This is a genomic window from Endozoicomonas sp. PH6C (assembly GCF_059322965.1).
Window position 1 is genome coordinate 1,772,373 of sequence record NZ_CP185342.1, and the last position, 17,628, is coordinate 1,790,000.

At 48.4% G+C, this 17,628-nt stretch carries 18 protein-coding genes and 21 tRNA genes (1 of these 39 cut by a window edge); 34 read left to right on the forward strand and 5 right to left on the reverse strand.

The window, feature by feature from the left end:
- The first annotated feature begins 268 nt into the window (after positions 1-268).
- From petA to ACOMG9_RS07000, 3 genes are read left to right on the forward strand one after another with little or no spacing between them, the layout of a single operon-like run.
- On the forward strand, positions 269-862 hold the full coding sequence (gene petA, locus ACOMG9_RS06990; protein ID WP_422132998.1) for a ubiquinol-cytochrome c reductase iron-sulfur subunit: 594 nt from the start codon (positions 269-271) through the stop codon (positions 860-862).
- On the forward strand, positions 862-2,094 hold the full coding sequence (locus ACOMG9_RS06995; RefSeq protein ID WP_317142580.1) for a cytochrome b: 1,233 nt from the start codon (positions 862-864) through the stop codon (positions 2,092-2,094). Before petA ends, ACOMG9_RS06995 begins: the two co-directional genes overlap by 1 nt.
- Positions 2,094-2,849, forward strand: coding sequence for a cytochrome c1 (locus ACOMG9_RS07000; RefSeq protein WP_448216381.1), 756 nt, complete (start codon positions 2,094-2,096; stop codon positions 2,847-2,849). Before ACOMG9_RS06995 ends, ACOMG9_RS07000 begins: the two co-directional genes overlap by 1 nt.
- A gap of 92 nt (positions 2,850-2,941) precedes the next feature.
- On the opposite strand, the gene ACOMG9_RS07005 is transcribed toward ACOMG9_RS07000, so the two are convergent.
- Entirely contained in the window at positions 2,942-3,457 is a 516-nt protein-coding gene (locus ACOMG9_RS07005; RefSeq protein ID WP_448216382.1) for a shikimate kinase, read from the reverse strand.
- 193 nt (positions 3,458-3,650) lie between these two features.
- On the opposite strand from ACOMG9_RS07005, the gene ACOMG9_RS07010 reads away from it, so the two are divergent.
- Complete coding sequence (locus tag ACOMG9_RS07010; RefSeq protein ID WP_448216383.1) at positions 3,651-4,211, forward strand: DUF2058 domain-containing protein; 561 nt, start codon at positions 3,651-3,653, stop codon at positions 4,209-4,211.
- 40 nt (positions 4,212-4,251) lie between these two features.
- Here the strand turns inward: ACOMG9_RS07010 and ACOMG9_RS07015 are convergent, their stop codons facing one another.
- The 3 genes from ACOMG9_RS07015 to ACOMG9_RS07025 form a co-directional block, all read right to left on the reverse strand.
- The gene (locus ACOMG9_RS07015; RefSeq protein ID WP_448216384.1) at positions 4,252-4,629 is read right to left on the reverse strand and encodes a RidA family protein; all 378 of its coding nucleotides are present in this window, start codon (positions 4,627-4,629) and stop codon (positions 4,252-4,254) included.
- Between the two features lie 110 nt (positions 4,630-4,739).
- A complete protein-coding gene (locus ACOMG9_RS07020; protein WP_448216385.1) occupies positions 4,740-5,663 on the reverse strand; it encodes a hypothetical protein in 924 nt (307 codons plus the stop codon).
- Positions 5,664-5,708: 45 nt separating this feature from the next.
- Positions 5,709-6,605 carry a LysR family transcriptional regulator gene (locus ACOMG9_RS07025; protein WP_494529987.1) on the reverse strand — a complete coding sequence of 299 codons (897 nt, stop codon included), beginning with the start codon at positions 6,603-6,605 and terminating at the stop codon, positions 5,709-5,711.
- A 269-nt stretch (positions 6,606-6,874) separates the two neighbouring features.
- Here ACOMG9_RS07025 and ACOMG9_RS07030 point away from each other — a divergent pair, with 269 nt between their 5' ends.
- The 27 genes from ACOMG9_RS07030 to ACOMG9_RS07160 all read left to right on the forward strand — a co-directional run bounded on the left by ACOMG9_RS07030 (position 6,875) and on the right by ACOMG9_RS07160 (position 14,252).
- Positions 6,875-8,167, forward strand: coding sequence for a cation:proton antiporter (locus ACOMG9_RS07030; protein ID WP_448216387.1), 1,293 nt, complete (start codon positions 6,875-6,877; stop codon positions 8,165-8,167).
- A gap of 111 nt (positions 8,168-8,278) precedes the next feature.
- Complete coding sequence (locus ACOMG9_RS07035; RefSeq protein WP_448216388.1) at positions 8,279-8,416, forward strand: hypothetical protein; 138 nt, start codon at positions 8,279-8,281, stop codon at positions 8,414-8,416.
- A gap of 6 nt (positions 8,417-8,422) precedes the next feature.
- Positions 8,423-8,737: an IS607 family transposase gene (locus tag ACOMG9_RS07040; RefSeq protein WP_448218622.1), complete on the forward strand. Its 315-nt coding sequence runs from the start codon at positions 8,423-8,425 to the stop codon at positions 8,735-8,737.
- The gene (locus ACOMG9_RS07045) at positions 8,710-9,231 is read left to right on the forward strand and encodes a hypothetical protein (protein WP_448216389.1); all 522 of its coding nucleotides are present in this window, start codon (positions 8,710-8,712) and stop codon (positions 9,229-9,231) included. Before ACOMG9_RS07040 ends, ACOMG9_RS07045 begins: the two co-directional genes overlap by 28 nt.
- A complete protein-coding gene (locus ACOMG9_RS07050) occupies positions 9,174-9,623 on the forward strand; it encodes a zinc ribbon domain-containing protein (protein ID WP_448216390.1) in 450 nt (149 codons plus the stop codon). Before ACOMG9_RS07045 ends, ACOMG9_RS07050 begins: the two co-directional genes overlap by 58 nt.
- A gap of 171 nt (positions 9,624-9,794) precedes the next feature.
- Positions 9,795-11,288: a glutamate--tRNA ligase gene (gene gltX / locus ACOMG9_RS07055; RefSeq protein ID WP_448216391.1), complete on the forward strand. Its 1,494-nt coding sequence runs from the start codon at positions 9,795-9,797 to the stop codon at positions 11,286-11,288.
- Between the two features lie 258 nt (positions 11,289-11,546).
- Positions 11,547-11,622 (forward strand) — tRNA-Ala (locus tag ACOMG9_RS07060).
- A gap of 53 nt (positions 11,623-11,675) precedes the next feature.
- Positions 11,676-11,751 (forward strand) — tRNA-Glu (locus tag ACOMG9_RS07065).
- Positions 11,752-11,846: 95 nt separating this feature from the next.
- Positions 11,847-11,929, forward strand: a tRNA-Gly gene (locus ACOMG9_RS07070).
- Positions 11,930-11,963: 34 nt separating this feature from the next.
- Positions 11,964-12,046, forward strand: a tRNA-Gly gene (locus ACOMG9_RS07075).
- A gap of 34 nt (positions 12,047-12,080) precedes the next feature.
- Positions 12,081-12,163: transfer RNA gene (locus ACOMG9_RS07080), tRNA-Gly, on the forward strand.
- Between the two features lie 34 nt (positions 12,164-12,197).
- A tRNA-Gly gene (locus tag ACOMG9_RS07085) sits at positions 12,198-12,280 on the forward strand.
- A gap of 34 nt (positions 12,281-12,314) precedes the next feature.
- Positions 12,315-12,397 (forward strand) — tRNA-Gly (locus ACOMG9_RS07090).
- Positions 12,398-12,431: 34 nt separating this feature from the next.
- Positions 12,432-12,507: transfer RNA gene (locus ACOMG9_RS07095), tRNA-Gly, on the forward strand.
- Positions 12,508-12,550: 43 nt separating this feature from the next.
- Positions 12,551-12,626, forward strand: a tRNA-Glu gene (locus ACOMG9_RS07100).
- Between the two features lie 37 nt (positions 12,627-12,663).
- Positions 12,664-12,746, forward strand: a tRNA-Gly gene (locus tag ACOMG9_RS07105).
- 151 nt (positions 12,747-12,897) lie between these two features.
- Positions 12,898-12,980 (forward strand) — tRNA-Gly (locus ACOMG9_RS07110).
- 34 nt (positions 12,981-13,014) lie between these two features.
- Positions 13,015-13,090, forward strand: a tRNA-Gly gene (locus ACOMG9_RS07115).
- A gap of 43 nt (positions 13,091-13,133) precedes the next feature.
- A tRNA-Glu gene (locus ACOMG9_RS07120) sits at positions 13,134-13,209 on the forward strand.
- A 37-nt stretch (positions 13,210-13,246) separates the two neighbouring features.
- Positions 13,247-13,329: transfer RNA gene (locus ACOMG9_RS07125), tRNA-Gly, on the forward strand.
- Between the two features lie 34 nt (positions 13,330-13,363).
- Positions 13,364-13,446 (forward strand) — tRNA-Gly (locus ACOMG9_RS07130).
- 34 nt (positions 13,447-13,480) lie between these two features.
- Positions 13,481-13,563 (forward strand) — tRNA-Gly (locus ACOMG9_RS07135).
- Positions 13,564-13,597: 34 nt separating this feature from the next.
- A tRNA-Gly gene (locus ACOMG9_RS07140) sits at positions 13,598-13,673 on the forward strand.
- Between the two features lie 43 nt (positions 13,674-13,716).
- Positions 13,717-13,792: transfer RNA gene (locus tag ACOMG9_RS07145), tRNA-Glu, on the forward strand.
- Between the two features lie 3 nt (positions 13,793-13,795).
- Positions 13,796-13,871: transfer RNA gene (locus tag ACOMG9_RS07150), tRNA-Ala, on the forward strand.
- A gap of 195 nt (positions 13,872-14,066) precedes the next feature.
- Positions 14,067-14,142: transfer RNA gene (locus ACOMG9_RS07155), tRNA-Ala, on the forward strand.
- Positions 14,143-14,176: 34 nt separating this feature from the next.
- Positions 14,177-14,252: transfer RNA gene (locus ACOMG9_RS07160), tRNA-Glu, on the forward strand.
- Between the two features lie 206 nt (positions 14,253-14,458).
- Here ACOMG9_RS07160 and ACOMG9_RS07165 read toward each other — a convergent pair.
- Complete coding sequence (locus tag ACOMG9_RS07165) at positions 14,459-14,659, reverse strand: hypothetical protein (protein ID WP_422133007.1); 201 nt, start codon at positions 14,657-14,659, stop codon at positions 14,459-14,461.
- A 421-nt stretch (positions 14,660-15,080) separates the two neighbouring features.
- Here ACOMG9_RS07165 and ACOMG9_RS07170 point away from each other — a divergent pair, with 421 nt between their 5' ends.
- The 3 genes from ACOMG9_RS07170 to ACOMG9_RS07180 form a co-directional block, all read left to right on the forward strand.
- Positions 15,081-15,581, forward strand: a complete 501-nt coding sequence (locus ACOMG9_RS07170) for a GAF domain-containing protein (protein ID WP_448216392.1) — start codon at positions 15,081-15,083, stop codon at positions 15,579-15,581.
- A gap of 129 nt (positions 15,582-15,710) precedes the next feature.
- The gene (locus tag ACOMG9_RS07175) at positions 15,711-16,598 is read left to right on the forward strand and encodes a DMT family transporter (RefSeq protein WP_494529988.1); all 888 of its coding nucleotides are present in this window, start codon (positions 15,711-15,713) and stop codon (positions 16,596-16,598) included.
- A 64-nt stretch (positions 16,599-16,662) separates the two neighbouring features.
- On the forward strand, positions 16,663-17,628 hold the 5' portion of the coding sequence (locus tag ACOMG9_RS07180; protein ID WP_494529989.1) for a hypothetical protein. It continues 108 nt past the right edge of the window; only the first 966 of its 1,074 coding nucleotides appear in the window; its start codon is at positions 16,663-16,665; its stop codon lies beyond the right edge, outside the window.

Genomic DNA, 17,628 nt, shown 5'->3' on the forward strand with positions numbered 1-17,628 from the left:
CTGGAGTTCCTGTGGCGTAAGGGTTTGATTCAGAGGTTAAGGAAAACTTCATGTAAGGCTTTTGTATAGAAACTAAAACCAGTATCATTACGCTCTGCTGCTTAGGTGGGACAAATAATCAGACAAGGCTTTGACAGGGGGTGAGAGAAAGGTCATCTAAAGATTTTTCTCTTAGTAAGAGACGTAACTCTTGTACTCCCTGCTAATATCCCACCCGTGAATTAAAAGAAGTTTTTGGGCATTTGCCTGGATGGGGAGAGTAGGTTAAATGAGTGACAACGGCGTAAATAACAGCCGGCGCCGCTTTCTCGTGGCTGCGACTTCGGTGGTGGGGGCTGCCGGGGCCGTTGGGGTCGCTACACCTTTTATCAAGTCATGGAATCCCAGTGCCAAAGCAAAGGCTGCTGGTGCTCCTGTGAAGGTGAACCTCAGCAAGTTGGAGCCGGGACAGCAGATTGTAGTTGAATGGCGCGGTAAGCCTGTGTTTGTGGTAAGACGAACCCAGGCCATGCTGGATAATATAAGGTCTCTGGATGACAAGTTGAGAGACCCCAGGTCCGAGAAATCAGAACAGCCAGCGTACGCAGCAAATGAGTACCGTTCCGTGAAGGATGAGTACCTGATTCTGGTCGGTCTTTGCACCCACCTCGGGTGTTCACCCAAATACATGCCTGAAGTCAAACCGATGGAATTTGACCCTGAATGGAAAGGTGGTTACCACTGCCCATGTCATGGTTCGAAGTTCGATCTGGCTGGTCGTGTATTCAAGGGAGTGCCTGCGCCCACCAATCTGGAAGTGCCTCCTTATACCTTTGAGAGCGACACAGTCATCATTGTCGGCCAAGATGAGGAGAATGCGTAATGGGCAACTTCATGGATTGGCTTAATGCCAGGCTACCTGTCACCCAGGTCTGGGAAGATCATCTCAGTAAATACTACGCACCAAAGAATTTTAACTTCTGGTATTTCTTCGGCTCTCTGGCGCTGCTGGTTCTGGTTAACCAGTTGCTGACCGGTATCTGGCTGACCATGAGTTACGTGCCCAGTGCAGAGCAGGCTTTTGCTTCCGTTGAATACATCATGCGTGATGTGGAATACGGCTGGCTGATTCGCTATATGCACTCTACCGGCGCATCTTTCTTCTTTATCGTTGTCTACCTCCACATGTTCCGTGGTCTGATCTACGGCTCTTACCGAGCTCCAAGGGAGCTGGTGTGGATCTTTGGTATGGCCATTTATCTGGCGCTGATGGCTGAAGCCTTTATGGGCTACCTGCTGCCATGGGGTCAGATGTCATACTGGGGTGCCCAGGTTATCATTTCCCTGTTCGGTGCTATCCCTGTTATTGGTCCAGACCTGCAGCAGTGGATCCGGGGTGACTTCCTGATCTCGGGTATTACTCTGAACCGTTTCTTTGCTCTGCACGTTGTGGCTCTGCCTATCGTTATTCTGGGTTTGGTGGTCTTGCATATCATTGCCCTGCACGAAGTGGGTTCCAACAACCCTGACGGTGTTGATATCAAGAAGCTGAAAGACAAGGACGGCGTACCTCTGGATGGTATTCCATTTCACCCATACTACACCGTGAAAGACCTGGTAGGGGTTGCAGTCTTCCTTTTTGTGTTCTGTAGTGTCATGTTCTTCTTCCCTGAAATGGGTGGCTTCTTCCTTGAGTACGCTAACTTTGAGCAGGCCGATGCACTGAAGACTCCGGCGCATATCGCACCGGTATGGTACTTCGGAGCCTTCTACTCCATCCTGCGTGCGATCACCTTTGACATAGGTCCGATCGACTCCAAGCTCGGTGGTGTCATCATGATGGGGGCAGCGATCGCTATTTTGTTTGTCCTGCCATGGCTGGATCGCAGCCGGGTCAGATCCTGGCGCTACAAGGGTATTATCAGCAAGGTTGGGATCTTCCTGTTTGCCATTGTCTTTGCGGTGCTGACCTGGTTAGGAACTCAGCCGGCGACAGTAACCTACACACTGATTGCACAGCTTTGCACCCTGTATTACTTCGCATTCTTCCTGTTGATGCCGTTTTATACACGATGGGAAAAAACCAAACCTGTACCGGAGAGGGTGACCGGATAATGAAAAAAACAATAATTACCCTGTTGTTTTCGCTGGTCCCAGTGCTTGGATTTGCGGCGGGTGGTTCAGGTTATCCTCTGGATCCGATTGAGACTGATCACTCTGATAAGGCATCGCTGCAGCGTGGTGCCATGTATTATCAGAACTTTTGTGCGGGCTGTCATGCGACTCAGTTCCAGCGCTACGAGCGTGTAGCCGACGATATCGGTATTCCACACGATCTGATGATGGAAAATCTGGTACCAAAGTCTGCCAAGATCGGTGATCTTATGAAGAACGGTATGCGCAAGGATGAAGCCAAGGTATGGTTTGGTGCTGCGCCACCGGATCTGACCATGGTGACCCGGGTACGTGGTGAAGACTGGGTCTACACCTACCTGCGTACTTTTTATGAAGATCCAAAGCGTCCGTGGGGTGTGAATAACAAGGTATTCCCTGACGTGGGTATGCCTCATGTGCTGATGGAGCTTCAAGGTGTTCAGATTGACAGCTGTCAGGGTGCTAGCCCGACTGAACGTGATCCTCTGACCGGTGAGAAGATTTGTGGTCTGGTTGTGGATCCTGAGCGCAAAGGCTCCATGACTCCGGCTGAATACGATCAGGCGATGTATGACTTGACCAACTTCCTGTCATACTCTGCTGAGCCTGTGAAGCAGAAGCGTCAGCAGCTGGGTATCTATGTCCTGCTGTTCCTGGTTCTGCTCTTCATCGTTGCTCTGCTGCTCAAGCGCGAATACTGGAAAGATATTCACTGATTGACAGTCTGTTAGCGTAAAAAAGCCCATGTCGGAATACCTGTCATGGGCTTTTTGTTATCTGCTGTTTTTCCCCGGGTAGTTGCGATCACTCAATCTGTTTGAAGAAGTGGTTTAACCTGCTCAATGATTTCCAGCGCCAGCGAGTCCTGACAGAGGGTTCGGCAATCGATAGTTACATCTGCGTATTTCTTGTAAAGCATCACCCGTTCTTCAAACAGATCCTCAATGGTTTGATCTTCTGCGCGAGCGATACCCCGTGTATCAAAGTTATGAATGCGCTGACGAATCTGCTCAAGGTCCAGATCCAGAAAGACGATGATCGATTCTTTAGCAAGATGTTTCATGGCGGCTTCGCTGTAAACGGCCGAACCCCCGGTGGCAATGATGTGTCGTTTAAGATTAACTTTGAGCAGTTCTGCTTCTTCAATGTCTCGAAGAGACATATAGCCTGATCTGTCAACAATATCCTGCAGGGTTTTCTGTTGGCTGATCTGGATCAGTACATCGGTATCCAGAAAGCCAAAGGCCAGATCTTTGGCCAGAATAATACCAATAGTACTTTTTCCAGCGCCTGGCATACCGATCAGTGTGATGTTGGTTTTCATTGTTAGCGTCACCCGTGACTGCTTTCCAGAGTTTAGTGGCCTATTTTCAAACACCTGAATGCTCAACTGCAAGTCCTCTGTTGAAGGCATGTGTCTTATCTACCAGAGTTCGGCTGGCTCCGAAATCACGCGGCTGCTAAGATATCACTCCTGAGATTTTATCCATCTTCGATCCATCTATTTTGAGCAATCCATGAGTAAATCATTAAGAGACCAGCTGATGGGCGCTGGTCTGGCAACCAAACAACAGGCATTGAAAGCCAAATCCAGTAATAAGAAAAAGAAGAAACAGGCTGCCAAGACTGGTGAGCTGACCGATCAGGAAAAACGCCGTATTGAACTGGAAAAGCAGAAAGCCGACCAGACAGAGCGTGATCGTGAGCTCAATCGCAAACTGGAGGAAGAACGTCAGAAAAAGGCGCTTGCTGCACAGGTTTGTCAGCTCATTGAGATGAACACTATTCCCCGGGAAGTCGGTGATGTGGGTTATAACTTTGTGGTGGATGGCAAGGTTAAAAAGATCTATGTCTCTGAAGACATGCAAAACAGACTGAGTCGGGGGCTTTATGCGATCGGTATTCTGAGTCAGGCAGACGAGGAAGAGTATCGGGTGATTCCCGCAACAGTGGCCAGAAAGATTGAAGAGCGTCAACCTGCTGTTGTGGTTGTTCAGTCTGAAAGTCAGAGCGAGCTGACCCAAGAAGAGCAGGAGTGGTACGCGGATTATGAAATTCCGGACGATTTGATGTGGTGAAGCACTGGGGGCGTTCAGGCCCCCTTACTGACGCAACTGACTACTCAGTGGTGGCAATGACTTCAATTTCTACCTTCACATCTTTGGGCAGGCGAGCCACTTCTACCAGACTGCGAGCAGGGAAAGGGAAGGTAAAGTACTGCTTGTAAACTTCATTGATGTCAGTGAAGTCATTCATATCTTTTACGAACACCGTCGCTTTCTTGACCTTATTCAGGCTGCTGCCTGCGGCTTCCAGAACAGACTTTAGATTTTTCAGACACTGATGAGCCTGTTCTTTGGTGTCTTCAGACATTTCTCCGGTCTCAGGCTCAATGGGCAGCTGGCCGGAGGTGAAAATCAGGTTGCCAAACTGAATCCCCTGGGAGTATGGGCCAATGGCAGGTGGTGCATCCGGGGTTTCAATGACTTTGTGCATAATACTTAAGTTATCTGGGGAGGTTTACCAATTTTAGTTTGCGGATTCTAATCACCTGTCAGGGCTTTGTCATCGTAGTGAGGGGGGTTAACTGGCCGATTTCGGTACAATTACTTAACAGGAATATCCAGACCACCTTCTTTAAGGTACTTGATCACTTCTTTGTAACGCTTTTCGACGGAAGCATCTTTCAAGCTTCCGAACCAGAATCTCCAGACAATACTGCCAGCAGCATCCGCCGCCTGAGTACCATTAGTGCTAAAGAAGAGCGTGTTTCCTCGTTTAGTGGTCAGTAAGTAGGAGGCGCCTACTATTTCATCAGGCATTTCAGTGCAGGTCATCTCTTTGTCACGGAGACTGGAATTGGCAGTGTTATTAACCTCTTTTTTATAAATCTGCTGTTCTTCGGGCGAGCGTTTATCCAGACCGCCTTTGGTGTACGCCACATAAAGCTCCACAGGTGAACCTTTCTGCGCCATTCTGCGCAGGGTGAAAGTCCTGTCCTGAATGGTTTTAACCCGGTGCGGGTCATCCTGCATGGAAGCTGACATGGTCTGTCTGAGTGCTTTGCCCACAGGATTGCATAGCGGGGTGGTCGGTTTGCGGGTGTGGATAATCGCTGTTGCATGACTGAGAAGGGCTTCATCAAGCATATTCATCAAGCTCTGCTCAAAGGTTTTCTGAAAACTGACAGCTATTGGGCGTGTGAACTCATCACTGCCGGCAACCTGAACTTCAGGTGTGTGCATGAGGGGGCTGATGACCAGGCTTGCGATGCTGGTCTTGATACTGCTGGCAAGCTCTCCGTCACTGATTATTGTGCTGGAGATGTCCGTAAGCACAGTCATTTTCAGTTCATTGACATCCAGCTTTTCCAGCTCTGCATTGCTTATTTTCGATGCAGGCTCGGTCTCTTCAGACTCGGAGGCATTAGCTTTGGCCAACCAGAATGCCAGAATCAGAAAAACAATATTCCAGATGGTCTTGCTGGTAAAAAGCGGTTGTGAGTGTGAAGGCTTTGCTGTGAGCTGCAAAATAATATCCTTGTACGCTGTTCATCAGTAGCTCACTTAAAATAGTCAATATTCCGGTTTCTGCCAGCGAAGAGCTTTCAGTATCAGTTGAATGATCTGGCTCTGATACTTTTTCCTGTGAAGCAACAGAGAGAGGGTTCTTTTCATGGTGATTCCGGAGATTTTGACAGCAACCAGTTCGCCCAGCTCCAGTTCATGGCTGACGCAAAGCCGGGACAGGCAGCCGATGCCCTGACCATACTGTACCAGCTTTTTGATGGCTTCTGACTGGTTTAGTTCCATCTTGATAGGCAGGTCAGTCAGCTTTTGGCTTAGATGTTGATCAAAAATATTTCGGGTGCCAGAGCCCGGTTCCCTGAGAATCCACTGCTGGTGATTGAGTTCTTCCAGTGAGATTTCCCCCCGTTTAGCTATAGGGTTGTCAGGGCTGCAGATGACCAGCAGTTCATCTTCTTTCCAGGGGATGACGTCAATATCTTCATGCTGGCAGGGACCTTCTACACAGCCAATATCCAGGTCAAAGCTGGTTACCCGCTTGATGATGGTCTCGGTATTACGGATATCCATGTTAAAGCTGATCCTGGGGAAGTCTGCACTGAACCGGGCCAGAATATCGGGTAACAAATAGTTGCCAATTGTTGTGCTTGCACCGATTCGAAGATGACCCGATTCGGTGTTTTGCAGATCTCTGAACAGAGTTTCTATTTCAGACGTCCGATCCAGTAACTCGGAGGCCAGAGGCATGAGCAGCTCGCCCTGGTGATTGATCAGGAGCTTGTTGCCAGTGCGGTCAAAAAGCTGGCAGCCCAGCTGATTCTCCAGCTCGGCAAGGGCCATGCTGGTAGCGGGTTGAGAAAGGTTAAGCTGTTGGGCAGCCAGGCGAACCTGTCCGAGACTTGCGACAGCCCGGAATGTCTTGAGCTGTTTCAGTGTGATGTGCATGTTGAGGTTCTGATTAGGGTGACGCTTGTATTTTAAACTGGTTGAGCACAATACTGAATTTTAAGATGTCTGATTGTCTTCACCTTTACGTCTTTGTAACCTATGGAGTTAACGGCTGATGTAAGCTCTGCACCAGTCTCCTGGTTGAGCTGTCAATTCCTCTGTGGGATGCTATTTTTCCTTGGTACCTCAGGCGCAATTGTTCTTCCTGGTCAACCCGAATCGACATAATCCTGATGTCTCATTGAATCGTTTTCAGAGGTTTTGATATGCATGAAACCGGCCTTGCTACACAGGTCCTGATACTGGCTGCTCTGCTGCTGCTTGCCACCAGCTCAGCCATATTTCTAAAAAAATTGCGGTTTCCTTATACTATTGGTCTGGTAGTAATCGGCATGGCTCTGGGAATTCTGGCGCAATACACTGACGTATTGGGGCCCTTATTAAAGGTCGAACTGTCCCATGATCTGATCATGTATATCCTGCTTCCGGTGTTGATATTTGATGCGGCTATCAACATAAAGCCTCCACATCTGTTTCGTGAGATGACTTCGGTGTTGAATCTGGCCATATTTGGCGTAATCCTTTCTATGCTGGTGGTTGGGGTCATCATGAATGTGCTGACTCCCCTCAGTCTCGCTGGAGCTATGCTGTTCGGGGCGCTGATTTCTGCAACGGACCCCGTTGCCGTTATTGCCCTGTTCAAGGAAGTAGGAGCGCCGGCTCGAATGTCTATGCTGATGGATGCAGAGAGTCTGTTTAATGATGCCACAGCAATTGTTATCTTCGGGATTGTCCTGGCGGTTATTCAGGCCGGTGGCGGCCTCGGCGTTGGTGTTATGTTCGACGGAGTCTGGTCATTTATCGAAATCTTCTTTGGCGGAATACTGGTTGGTTTGGTCATGGGTATCGGTATGGACTGGCTATTGAAGCTGGGCAGAAACGAGCCCTTTGTGCAGATTGCTCATACCACTATCCTGGCGTACAGCAGCTTTATCATTGCTGATCACGTTTTGGGAGTGTCCGGTGTTATGTCAACTATTGCTGCGGGTATCGTTACTCGATCCAATTCAGGAAAAGTATTGTCTCAACAGGTGCGCAGCTTTATTACGCCTTTTTGGGAGTTTGTGGCCTTTATTGCTAACAGCCTGATTTTCCTGCTTCTGGGGATGAAAGAAAACCTGTTATTCAGAAATCTGGACCACTTACAGTACTATTACCCTTACCTGTTGATCGCCATTGCTTCTGTTCTGATTGGTCGTTTGGTCGTCGTCTATCTGCTCCTGCCTATATCTAACCGCCTGCCGGTTGGGCGTCCGGTGGATAACAAAATCAAAGCCATTATGTTTTGGGGTGGGTTGAGAGGTGTAGTGCCTGTTGCACTGATGCTGTCGATTCCTGACAGTATTCCCGAGAAAAAACTGATTATGGACATGACTTTGGCTGTGATTTTGTTCTCTCTTCTGGTTCAGGGCACTACAGTAAACTGGCTGATGAGAAAGCTGGGTGTCAATCAACACTACATCATAGTTAGAGAAGCTATGAAAAAGCTGGGGGGATGACCCTTTTAATGATTCATCGTGAAAGCGGTAATAAGCAGTTAAATAAAATTGCAACAATCGCAAAATCAATTACGCCAGGCACAAGATAAATCGTCAAAAGGTGAATTTATCTTGTGGGGTTCAACTACAAAGCTAGCCAAGATAGAAGGCGTAACCAGCCAAACTATGGGGCGCAAGATCGAAAGCGGTCACTACGAAAAAGTGAAGCAAACCAGTGGTGGTCACTTCCGCATATTCATTAGCCAGTAAAGGAAGATATGCTATGCAAGAGTCAGTTCTGGAAAGCAAAAATCCAGCATTGATACGCAAAAGCGTATCTTACTCAAAGAGCACCCTGATGCAGAATTTATCAGCGACATTGCCAGTGCTTTCAACTTTAAGCGAAAAGGACTGCAAACCATTTTGGAATCAGCGGTGTGCGGAAATCCAACCCATATTGTGGTTGCCACAAAAGATAGTCTTGCCCGATCAGGGTTTGGACTCATCAAATGGCTTGTTGAATTATCGGGAGGACACAAGATGCCGGCGGAAAATTCATCAACATGCGACCTGCCATTAAAGCTCAAGTGAAGCAAGAGCAAAAAGAAAGTGGCAGGGCTTATAACTCGCTTGTTTCTGATAATGGAACACTGGCGGCAGCGACCACATTCAAAGCGGTCTGCGAGCACAACAAGAAGCTCAAGGGAGCTAAAGAGGGCTTTGCAGAAATCAGTTTCAAAAGCCGCAAAGGTAGCAGGCACTCATTCTCTATTGACCGTTTGCCAAAGGGGTTAAATCCCTGCGTACAAGCTCTTGGCAAGATTCACCTGACAGAAGATGTGCCAGCAGAAGCGATTGGTAAATCTTGTGTCGTAACCTACGACAAAGGTCGCTGGTACATTCAGGTTCAACAACATATTGAGCTAAATCCCGAAATCCAAGGGACGGTTAGAAGCGTTGGAGTTGACCCCGGAGTTCGCACCTTTGCCACTTGCTACAGCGAAAAAGAGGCGTTGAGTTCCCCGACATGCCCCAGTGGGCAAGAGATCGGATTATTCATTTCAACAGGGAAATTGACCGGCTGAAATGCAAAAAGGATGACATTGTTCTTGATCTGCATAACCGGCTGGCGTTCGAGCTGGTGTCGAACTACGACGTTGTATTTTTGCCAATCTTTGAGACAAGAGGTATGGTCACACGCAAAGATAAGAAGGTTCGCACCATTCGCCGTAACACCTGCCGCCAGATGCTTGACCTCAATCACTACCCATTCAAAAAGCGGCTTAAGTGGTACGCAAAAAAGTATGGAAAGCATGTAGTTGATTGCAACGAAGCCTATACATCCAAGACTCAATCATGGAACGGGACCATTGACGAAAAATTAGGTTCTTCCAAAATTATTAAGGGTGAGGGCTTCACCGTTGATCGTGACATCAACGGTGCCAGAAATGTCTTTCTCAAGTGTTTGACAAGGTAGCTTGAACCTTATCCATAACAGCGAGTGTTGCGCTCGTTGCGGATTTAATCAAGAGCAACGCTAATGAACGGATTGTTGGCCTCAAGTATTAACCGGTCGTTGATTCGTTGTCGATGCGGCCCTGCAGGGTGTAGACTAGCGGCCACTTAAAACTTTACTCATTAGTAGATCATGACTGTTCGTACTCGCGTAGCTCCCTCACCTACCGGCGATCCCCATGTGGGAACGGCCTATATTGCCCTGTTTAATATGGCTTTCGCCAAAAGTCAGGGTGGGCAGTTTCTGCTTCGCATAGAAGACACTGATCAGGCGCGAAGTACCGCTGAATCTGAACAGCAGATTCTCGACTCTTTGCGCTGGCTGGGGCTGAACTGGGATGAAGGCCCTGATGTGGGCGGTCCTCATGGCCCTTATCGTCAAAGTGAAAGACGTGAAATTTACGACGAGCACGCGCAAGCGCTGCTTGATAAAGGGCATGCTTTTCGTTGCTTCTGCAGCGCTGAGCGTCTGGATGCCCTGAGAGCAGAGCAGGCTGAAACCAAACAGGGCTCAGGTTATGATGGTCACTGTCTGCATTTGTCTGAAGAAGAAGTGCAGAGCAAGATGGCTGCAGGCGAGCCCCATGTTATTCGCATGAAGGTACCTTCTCAAGGCAGTAGCAAAGTAGAAGATATGTTGCGTGGCACCATCGAAATTGAATGGTCTCAGGTGGATATGCAGGTTCTGGTTAAAGCAGACGGTATGCCTACTTACCATCTGGCTAATGTGGTCGACGATCACCTGATGGGTATTACTCATGTCATCAGGGGTGAAGAGTGGATCAGTTCTGCACCCAAGCACCAGCTGCTTTATCAATACTTTGAGTGGGAAATGCCAAAGCTCTGCCACATGCCACTGCTGCGAAATCCGGACAAGAGCAAGCTATCCAAACGCAAGAATCCAACCAGTATTACCTATTATCGGGATGCCGGCTACCTGCCAGAAGCGCTGCTGAATTACCTGGCTCGTATGGGTTGGTCGATGCCGGATGAGCGCGAGAAGTTTAACCTGGAAGAGATGGTTGAAAACTTTGACATCCAGCGTATTTCCCTGGGTGGTCCGATTTTTGACCAGGAAAAACTGTCGTGGCTGAACGCCAGTTGGATTCGTGAGGATCTGAGCACCGAGCAGTTTGCCGATCGCCTTCATAAATGGTTGCTCAACAGCGACTACATTATGAAGTTCCTGCCTTTCGCCCAGGGGCGTGTCGAAACTCTGGCTGACTTTGCTCCCATGGCCAGCTTTATGTTCTCTGGCATGTTAGAGCTGTCAGAAGAAGACTTTATACATAAAAAGCTTGCGTCGGCTGAGGTAAAGAAAGTGCTACAGTTCACCCTTTGGAGACTGGAGCAGCTCAGGCAGTGGAACAAAGAAAATATCTTTGCTGAAGTGAAAACCCTTGCCGGGGAGATGGGATTGAAGCTGGGAGATTTTAATCCTTCAATCTTTATCGCCATTGCCGGGACACCGAACTCCTGGTCGGTAATGGATTCTATGGCCATTCTCGGTGCCGACATGACTCGTGCCCGTCTGCGCCATGCGGTCAATGTTCTGGGTGGATTGTCCAAGAAAGAAACCAAGCGTTTTGAAAAAGAGTTCAGGGCACTGGGCGCTGGGTCTAAGTAAACCTGACTCATCCCTCCCTATAGAAAAGGCTGGATTTTTCCGGCTTTTTCTTTATCAGGGGTAGAAGCTTTGTTTAAAGCCTGAGCGGTAAAGCGTCCAGCGATAAAAAACTATATAACTATCTGCTTCAATTAAACATTTTTTCATAAGTGAGCTTGACAGGTCAGGGGGGCATCCATATCATTCGCCCTGCGTTTCGGGGCAGCCAAACATCTTTTCAGGAAGGGTAGGGTGAGCCGGAGTGTTAAGGAGTATTTTGGGGCTATAGCTCAGCTGGGAGAGCGCAACACTGGCAGTGTTGAGGTCAGCGGTTCGATCCCGCTTAGCTCCACCAAATTTTCAAAGCCAGACGTTTTGTTCGTTATAGGCGTTTGGATAAAAAATTGCGTCCCGTTCGTCTAGTGGCCTAGGACACTGCCCTTTCACGGCAGTAACAGGGGTTCGAGTCCCCTACGGGATGCCATTTTCAAAGTCAGTGAGTAGTATTTTTACTGATTGTTCTGACCGGCTAAGTCATTAGACTGCGTCGCTCAGTTCATTGTTTAATGCACTGATTAAGCGGGAATAGCTCAGTTGGTAGAGCACAACCTTGCCAAGGTTGGGGTCGCCTCAGAGTTAAAGAGTGAGTCTCGTTTCCTGCTCCGGACTTTGAAGAAGTCCTGAATAATCTTCATTGCGGGAATAGCTCAGTTGGTAGAGCACAACCTTGCCAAGGTTGGGGTCGCCTCAGAGTTAAAGAGTGAGTCTCGTTTCCTGCTCCGGACTTTGAAGAAGTCCTGAATAATCTTCATTGCGGGAATAGCTCAGTTGGTAGAGCACAACCTTGCCAAGGTTGGGGTCGCCTAAGAGTTAAAGAGTGAGTCTCGTTTCCTGCTCCGGACTTTGAAGAAGTCCTAAATAATCTTCATTGCGGGAATAGCTCAGTTGGTAGAGCACAACCTTGCCAAGGTTGGGGTCGCCTCGGAGTTAAAGAGTGAGTCTCGTTTCCCGCTCCGGACTTTGAAGAAGTCCTGAATAATCTTCATTGCGGGAATAGCTCAGTTGGTAGAGCACAACCTTGCCAAGGTTGGGGTCGCCTCGGAGTTAAAGAGTGAGTCTCGTTTCCCGCTCCGGACTTTGAAGAAGTCCTGAATAATCTTCATTGCGGGAATAGCTCAGTTGGTAGAGCACAACCTTGCCAAGGTTGGGGTCGCGAGTTCGAGTCTCGTTTCCCGCTCCAAATTAAAGGCTGTATGCACAAGCATATAGACACAAAAGATTGTGTCCCGTTCGTCTAGTGGCCTAGGACACTGCCCTTTCACGGCAGTAACAGGGGTTCGAGTCCCCTACGGGATGCCAATTTAAGACATTGAAGAAGTCATAAAAAATCTTCACTGCGGGAATAGCTCAGTTGGTAGAGCACAACCTTGCCAAGGTTGGGGTCGCCCCAGAGTTAAAGAGTGAGTCTCGTTTCCTGCTCCGGACTTTGAAGAAGTCCTGAATAATCTTCATTGCGGGAATAGCCCAGTTGGTAGAGCACAACCTTGCCAAGGTTGGGGTCGCCTCGGAGTTAAAGAGTGAGTCTCGTTTCCCGCTCCGGACTTTGAAGAAGTCCTGAATAATCTTCATTGCGGGAATAGCTCAGTTGGTAGAGCACAACCTTGCCAAGGTTGGGGTCGCCTCGGAGTTAAAGAGTGAGTCTCGTTTCCCGCTCCGGACTTTGAAGAAGTCCTGAATAATCTTCATTGCGGGAATAGCTCAGTTGGTAGAGCACAACCTTGCCAAGGTTGGGGTCGCGAGTTCGAGTCTCGTTTCCCGCTCCAAATTAAAGGCTGTATGCACAAGCATATAGACACAAAAGATTGTGTCCCGTTCGTCTAGTGGCCTAGGACACTGCCCTTTCACGGCAGTAACAGGGGTTCGAGTCCCCTACGGGATGCCAATTTAAGACATTGAAGAAGTCATAAAAAATCTTCATTGCGGGAATAGCTCAGTTGGTAGAGCACAACCTTGCCAAGGTTGGGGTCGCCTCGGAGTTAAAGAGTGAGTCTCGTTTCCCGCTCCGGACTTTGAAGAAGTCCTGAATAATCTTCATTGCGGGAATAGCTCAGTTGGTAGAGCACAACCTTGCCAAGGTTGGGGTCGCCTCGGAGTTAAAGAGTGAGTCTCGTTTCCCGCTCCGGACTTTGAAGAAGTCCTGAATAATCTTCATTGCGGGAATAGCTCAGTTGGTAGAGCACAACCTTGCCAAGGTTGGGGTCGCCTCGGAGTTAAAGAGTGAGTCTCGTTTCCCGCTCCGGACTTTGAAGAAGTCCTGAATAATCTTCATTGCGGGAATAGCTCAGTTGGTAGAGCACAACCTTGCCAAGGTTGGGGTCGCGAGTTCGAGTCTCGTTTCCCGCTCCAAATTAAAGGCTGTATGCACAAGCATATAGACACAAAAGATTATGTCCCGTTCGTCTAGTGGCCTAGGACACTGCCCTTTCACGGCAGTAACAGGGGTTCGAGTCCCCTACGGGATGCCAATTGGGGCTATAGCTCAGCTGGGAGAGCGCAACACTGGCAGTGTTGAGGTCAGCGGTTCGATCCCGCTTAGCTCCACCATGATAATGTTTCATAAAAAAAACAGTCATTTGACTGTTTTTTTTATGTCTTTATAAAGTTCGATTGAGCTCTTAATGAATTTGCTTTTTGGCAAGATCGCCGTAAACCCTCCGCAGGGCGGGGAGTGTCACAGACCTCGGTAGTATCTACTACTTGATCATTGAGAAAATAACTGCATAATACGCATCAGATTTTGGGGCTATAGCTCAGCTGGGAGAGCGCAACACTGGCAGTGTTGAGGTCAGCGGTTCGATCCCGCTTAGCTCCACCAATTTAACACTTTCCTGGTGTTAGCTAAATATTGTGTCCCGTTCGTCTAGTGGCCTAGGACACTGCCCTTTCACGGCAGTAACAGGGGTTCGAGTCCCCTACGGGATGCCATTTATCTTTGAAGTGATGAATAAATTGAGATGATCGAAAAGATAATTCAATCATTCGTTGCTGCAATACAATTCCTTTCCCTGGCACCGATTCCCTTCTTAATTATTAAATGTGCAGAATGCTTTTCATCAGTCTGTTTGTCCAGGTCGGTCAGCCAGAAAGTGAATTGTCTGGCTGATGCAGGCTGAATCAACCAGACAGAAATGTCAGAGCATATAAAGGCCAATTACAAAGAGAATACCGGGTACGAAGAAGCCTACCAAAGCACCGGATTCCCTGTCGCCCCAATGTTTGTCGGAAATCTCTCCCATCAGGTAGGTAGCGGCAATCCATGCCACCAGGCAGAAAGCCACGATGATCCATCCGGTGGTCGACATTTCTTCAAGAATTCGATGTAAATTGAACATTACAGCCTCTCTGTTAATTGTGCTTTTGAACACACACCCCCTTCTTAACACTAGTCCAGCTTAGACCGGCTTCGGGAAAGTGCACGGTTAGCCTTATAATTAGTTAGAGTGACTTTAGAGACATAAGTTCCCCTTGCAGCCTGTCGGACTTAAGACTGTCCTACTGCGGTTGCAATAAATTGGTCTAAAAATCCCTGTTTCTTCGTCAAATAGCTCGCTATTCTCCTCAGAAACAGAGATTTTTATCCTCAATTTCTTGCAATCCTCGCTACGGACGCTTAAGTCCGACAGGCTGCTTGGAGTCTCTGAACTTGTATATAAACTGGCTCTGATGGTGATAATAACGGCAGTGGCTAGGTACTCTGCTGCGAAATGCTACTAACTTAGGGCTGTATCAAGCTGTATCTAAATGAGTGCAAGTATGTTTAAAGTTGTTGAGATGCCGGAGGATAAAGCCAGCTTTTATCGAATATTGGTGGCTCAGGCAAAGGCATTGACTGAGGGTGAAATGGATGCGCTAGCCAATCTCGCCAATGTTGCCAGCCTGCTGTTTACGACCATGGCAGAGGTAAATTGGGCCGGGTTTTATATCGTCCGGGGCAATGAGCTGGTACTGGGGCCGTTTATGGGTAATCCTGCTTGTGTTCGCATCCCGTTTGGCCGGGGCGTCTGTGGTACTGCTGCCCGGGACCAAACCACCCAGCTAGTGGCTGATGTGACTGCATTTCCTGGTCATATTGCCTGTGATTCAGCCAGTCAGAGCGAGATCGTGATTACGTTGTCTGAAGGGGGGGAGGTGAAAGCGGTTCTGGACATCGACAGTCCGATCACTTCCCGTTTTGATGAAGAAGACCAAAAAGGTCTGGAGGCCTTGGCAGAATTGCTGGAAGAAAGGGTTCAATTCGACCAGCTTTGCTACTGAGGTCTATCCTGTACTCTTCTGTTCCGAAACCTCATTGCTCAACACTGGGGTTTTGGAGCGCATGGCAAGTTAAATCTCCAAGCCTAATGGGCATGATGTGTGCCTTATCTTTTTCAGGGAGGAGAAACAGTGTCTACCTGGATCTGGCTGACTTTGATGGCCGCTGTTGCTCAGGCATTTCGCACGGCATGTCAAAAAACACTTTCTGAGCGAGTCAGTGTCTGGGGTACTACATTTTCCCGATATGTTTTCTCACTTCCCCTGGTTTGGGTTTATTTGTATCTGCAACTGCACTGGCAGGATTCTGAGCTGCCTGAAATCTCTTCCACTTTCCTGCTCTACAGTTTCGGCGCCGGATTGGCTCAAATCGCTGCTACGGTTGTTATCGTCAAGCTCTTTCACCTGAGAAACTTTGCGATTGGGGTTATTTATTCCAAGTCTGAGACGGTTCTGGTGGCTGTGCTGGGTGCCATTATTTTTTCCCAGATGCTCAGCTGGGCGGGCTGGACCAGTGTTTTGTTGGGGGCGGTTGGGTTGATCTTTTTGAACCCGCCCGGGCAGCAAGGATGGCGATCCCTGTTTTCGTTATCTGCTGCGTTTGGCCTCGGCGCAGGGTTCCTTCTGGCTTTGACCACCCTTTGGGTCAGACAGGCGAGTTTGTCGCTGGATGATGATCCGCTCGTGGCTTCGGCCTATACACTGACCGTCACAGTTCTTATGCAAACGGTGCTTTTGGGTGGCTTTATCTGGTTAAAAGAGCCTCAGACTCTGAGAAAGCTCATTCAGCAATGGAAGTTAAGCGGCGCTGTCGGGCTTCTCAGTCTGCTGGGGTCGATCGGCTGGTTTACAGCCTTCAGTCTGCAAAACCCGGCCCTGGTCAAAACCTTGGGGCAGGTTGAATTCTTCTTCACGCTGATTATCTCCAGTCGTCTGTTCAGGGAAAAACATTCGCCTCGTGAATATTGTGGTATGGCTCTGATTCTGAGTAGTGTCATTCTGCTACTCTGGCTTGCCTGATTTATTAAGGGGTAGGGCTAAAGGTCGATAAAACGGTTATTAAGCTATCAGAGGCTTTTTTCAAATGACCGCTCTCCGATCTTTCTTTCTGATCCTGTTACTCATCCTCAGTCATGCCACCAGGGCTGAATTCGTTGAATTACCGAAGGTGCCGGACTTCTCTGAACTGCAAACCTATGAAGAGGCCATACACCAGCTGTTTCAGGGTAAAGGTAAAAACTTTAAAGAAATCATAACCGCCGGTGGCGAGCTCGATCGGGCTTACACCGCTTTGTTTGATGGTACTGAATGGTTTGTCAAGATCTTTCGAGAAGATTGTGATGGATGTGAACTGATACGCTTTGAGTCTGAATGGCTGCTGAAAAAGAAGCTTTCGCTTTACCCCTGGTTGGTCAGGGTGAATGCTGAACTGGTACTCCCGGATCGTGCTGCTACTTTCATGCTCAATCAAAAGCAGCATTACATCCTCAGTTATCCTCTGGTTCCGGGCAGGAACTTGAGTGACATTTACAATCAACAGTATCTTGCTTCACATTATGCCTATTTCTTCCCGGAATGGCTGCAACTGTTCTATCAACAGTATTTTGCCTCAGATTATGCCCTGAATACCAAACAGAAAATTTTGCTGAGAAAAGCTTTTTACCGCTATGGGCAGGTATTGGCTCTGGCTCATTTAGATCCAAGACGGCCCGCCAAAAATATTGCCGAAATGTTTAGCCGTACGGTTCGGTTACACCTTCCGGACCGAAATGGAAATAATGAAATCTATGACCAGGAATCTGATCGAATCTACCTGGTGGACCTGGCGGAGACCATTGGCGAATTTGATGGGCCAGCCTATGTGCATGAAGATCTTGAGGAAGTGGTGGGAAGTTTGGCTGAAATGGCCTCTGATGCTCAGACCAGGAAGGGGTTTTATTGTGGGGTTGCCTATGACTGCATAGTGAATCCGCTCAGGCAGTTTGCTCTGGGTTATGCAAGCAGTCTGCCTCTCTACAATCGCAAAATGGTAATCACCATGATAGGGGAG

What these genes read in the sequence shown, in the direction of transcription:
- petA (WP_422132998.1), top strand. Translation starts at nt 269, where the DNA reads ATGAGTGACAACGGCGTAAATAACAGCCGGCGCCGCTTTCTCGTGGCT.
- ACOMG9_RS06995 (WP_317142580.1), top strand. Translation starts at nt 862, where the DNA reads ATGGGCAACTTCATGGATTGGCTTAATGCCAGGCTACCTGTCACCCAG.
- ACOMG9_RS07000 (WP_448216381.1), top strand. Translation starts at nt 2,094, where the DNA reads ATGAAAAAAACAATAATTACCCTGTTGTTTTCGCTGGTCCCAGTGCTT.
- ACOMG9_RS07005 (WP_448216382.1), bottom strand. Translation starts at nt 3,457, where the DNA reads ATGAAAACCAACATCACACTGATCGGTATGCCAGGCGCTGGAAAAAGT.
- ACOMG9_RS07010 (WP_448216383.1), top strand. Translation starts at nt 3,651, where the DNA reads ATGAGTAAATCATTAAGAGACCAGCTGATGGGCGCTGGTCTGGCAACC.
- ACOMG9_RS07015 (WP_448216384.1), bottom strand. Translation starts at nt 4,629, where the DNA reads ATGCACAAAGTCATTGAAACCCCGGATGCACCACCTGCCATTGGCCCA.
- ACOMG9_RS07025 (WP_494529987.1), bottom strand. Translation starts at nt 6,605, where the DNA reads ATGCACATCACACTGAAACAGCTCAAGACATTCCGGGCTGTCGCAAGT.
- ACOMG9_RS07030 (WP_448216387.1), top strand. Translation starts at nt 6,875, where the DNA reads ATGCATGAAACCGGCCTTGCTACACAGGTCCTGATACTGGCTGCTCTG.
- ACOMG9_RS07045 (WP_448216389.1), top strand. Translation starts at nt 8,710, where the DNA reads ATGCGACCTGCCATTAAAGCTCAAGTGAAGCAAGAGCAAAAAGAAAGT.
- ACOMG9_RS07050 (WP_448216390.1), top strand. Translation starts at nt 9,174, where the DNA reads ATGCCCCAGTGGGCAAGAGATCGGATTATTCATTTCAACAGGGAAATT.
- gltX (WP_448216391.1), top strand. Translation starts at nt 9,795, where the DNA reads ATGACTGTTCGTACTCGCGTAGCTCCCTCACCTACCGGCGATCCCCAT.
- ACOMG9_RS07165 (WP_422133007.1), bottom strand. Translation starts at nt 14,659, where the DNA reads ATGTTCAATTTACATCGAATTCTTGAAGAAATGTCGACCACCGGATGG.
- ACOMG9_RS07170 (WP_448216392.1), top strand. Translation starts at nt 15,081, where the DNA reads ATGTTTAAAGTTGTTGAGATGCCGGAGGATAAAGCCAGCTTTTATCGA.